This is a genomic window from Labilibaculum manganireducens, assembly GCF_002843385.1.
Lineage (GTDB): Bacteria > Bacteroidota > Bacteroidia > Bacteroidales > Marinifilaceae > Labilibaculum > Labilibaculum manganireducens.
Genome location: NZ_MVDE01000070.1, coordinates 1 through 2675, shown reverse-complemented (window position 1 = coordinate 2675; position 2675 = coordinate 1). Strand labels below are relative to the sequence as shown.

Annotated in this window: 2 tRNA genes and 2 rRNA genes; all 4 read right to left on the bottom strand. The window is 45.8% G+C overall.

The window, feature by feature from the left end:
* Positions 1-345, bottom strand: a 23S ribosomal RNA gene (locus BZG01_RS21155); the annotation flags it as partial.
* 120 nt (positions 346-465) lie between these two features.
* Positions 466-539 (bottom strand) — tRNA-Ala (locus tag BZG01_RS21150).
* 107 nt (positions 540-646) lie between these two features.
* Positions 647-720 (bottom strand) — tRNA-Ile (locus tag BZG01_RS21145).
* 146 nt (positions 721-866) lie between these two features.
* Positions 867-2386 (bottom strand): 16S ribosomal RNA (locus BZG01_RS21140).
* Between the last annotated feature and the right edge of the window lie 289 nt (positions 2387-2675).

The window sequence follows — 2675 nt, the reverse complement described above, 5'->3', positions numbered from 1 at the left end:
CCCCCTGCGGTGTGTCTTTCCAAACACTTCCACTTCACGCCACTTCTCGTATTGCAGTCCTACAACCCCTACATTGCCGAAACAATATAGGTTTGGGCTGATCCCCGTTCGATCGCCACTACTAGGGGAATCACTTTTGTTTTCTTCTCCTCCGGGTACTTAGATGTTTCAGTTCTCCGGGTTTGCTTCCATTGCTGGATACCTATTAAAACAGGTGGGTTGCCCCATTCGGAAATTCACGGGTCAAAGGTTATTTGCACCTCTCCATGACTTATCGCAGCTTATCACGTCCTTCATCGCCTCTGAGAGCCAAGGCATCCGCCATACGCTCTTAATTACTTCTTATTGTGTTAACAAAAATAAATCCCGTTACCGGTATTCATCCCTGTTTCTTTACTTTAGTTACTTCTACTTTAATTTTGTTTCAATATGTCAAAGAACTTTAAATACACCATCGTATTTGTGTGGAGAATATCGGAGTCGAACCGATGACCTCCTGCGTGCAAGGCAGGCGCTCTAGCCAACTGAGCTAATCCCCCATAGTATCGTTTCACTCTATTACTAATTAAAAATCTTTAATTCCAAATTACGTCCTCTTTCAATTTCGTAATTCATAATTCCTAATTCTTAATTCATAACTTAATAGTAGTCCTGCGCAGATTTGAACTGCGGACCCCTACATTATCAGTGTAGTGCTCTAACCAACTGAGCTACAGGACTATTACTACCTACCTGCTTAGCGGTGAAAACACCCTAACGCTATGGGTTATGGTATAAATAAATTTATGAAAACAATCAGTCAGGAAATACAGACTATAACTCTTATCGAATCAAAATTCCTATAGTACAATACTTCCAAGCTCCAGAAAGGAGGTGTTCCAGCCACACCTTCCGGTACGGCTACCTTGTTACGACTTAGCCCCAGTTACCAATTTTACCCTAGGACGCTCCTTGCGGTTACGTACTTCAGGTCCCCTCGGCTTCCATGGCTTGACGGGCGGTGTGTACAAGGCCCGGGAACGTATTCACCGTAGCGTTGCTGATCTACGATTACTAGCGAATCCAACTTCACGGAGTCGAGTTGCAGACTCCGATCCGAACTGAGACCAGCTTTTGAGATTAGCATCCAGTCACCTGGTAGCTGCCCTTTGTACTGGCCATTGTAACACGTGTGTAGCCCTGGACGTAAGGGCCGTGCTGATTTGACGTCATCCCCACCTTCCTCTCACCTTACGGTGGCAGTCTCGCTAGAGTCCTCAGCTTAACCTGTTAGCAACTAACGATAGGGGTTGCGCTCGTTATGGGACTTAACCCGACACCTCACGGCACGAGCTGACGACAACCATGCAGCACCTTGTAAATTGCTCCGAAGAGAAAGCCTGTTTCCAAGCCGGTCAATCTACATTTAAGTCCAGGTAAGGTTCCTCGCGTATCATCGAATTAAACCACATGTTCCTCCGCTTGTGCGGGCCCCCGTCAATTCCTTTGAGTTTCATTCTTGCGAACGTACTCCCCAGGTGGATTACTTAATGCTTTCGCTCAGTCACGCACGGTGTATTGTGCACAACGAGTAATCATCGTTTACGGCGTGGACTACCAGGGTATCTAATCCTGTTCGCTCCCCACGCTTTCGTCCATCAGCGTCAATGTTAGCTTAGTGAGCTGCCTTCGCAATCGGTGTTCTACGTTATATCTATGCATTTCACCGCTACATAACGTATTCCGCCCACCTCAACTAAATTCAAGGCCTTCAGTATCAATGGCAGTTCCGGAGTTGAGCTCCGGGATTTCACCACTGACTTAAAAGCCCGCCTACGGACCCTTTAAACCCAATAAATCCGGATAACGCTTGGATCCTCCGTATTACCGCGGCTGCTGGCACGGAGTTAGCCGATCCTTATTCTTACAGTACCTTCAGTTCACTACACGTAGCAAAGTTTATTCCTGTAAAAAAGCAGTTTACAACCCATAGGGCCGTCATCCTGCACGCGACATGGCTGGTTCAGGCTTGCGCCCATTGACCAATATTCCTCACTGCTGCCTCCCGTAGGAGTCTGGTCCGTGTCTCAGTACCAGTGTGGGGGACTATCCTCTCAGACCCCCTAAGCATCATTGTCTTGGTGAGCCGTTACCTCACCAACTAACTAATGCTACGCATGCCCATCTTTTACCTCCGTAGATTTAATATTCAAACCATGCGATCTAAATATATTATGCGGTATTAATCCAAATTTCTTTGGGCTATCCCCCGGTAAAAGGCAGGTTGCATACGCGTTACTCACCCGTGCGCCGGTCTCTAGGCAGCAAGCTGCCTATACCCCTCGACTTGCATGTGTTAGGCCTGTCGCTAGCGTTCATCCTGAGCCAGGATCAAACTCTTCGTTGTATAAAAACTTTTGTTGTAATTCTGCTCCCGGATGTATTTATAGTTATCGTAATTCTTTATTGACAAGGTTATTATTCCCTGTATTTACCTAACTTCTTGTTTCCAATATTTTCAAAGAACTTCTGCCGGCCGTTTTCCCCTTCCTTAAAAAGGCAGCCTGTTCTAAAATTTCATTCTCTGTAAGACAGTCGTTTCTGTCTCTGAAAGCGAGTGCAAAGATAAAGAATTTAATTCCTAATCTGCAAATCTTTTTTCAACTTTTTTTTCAGGGTAATTTCGCTGTAATCCC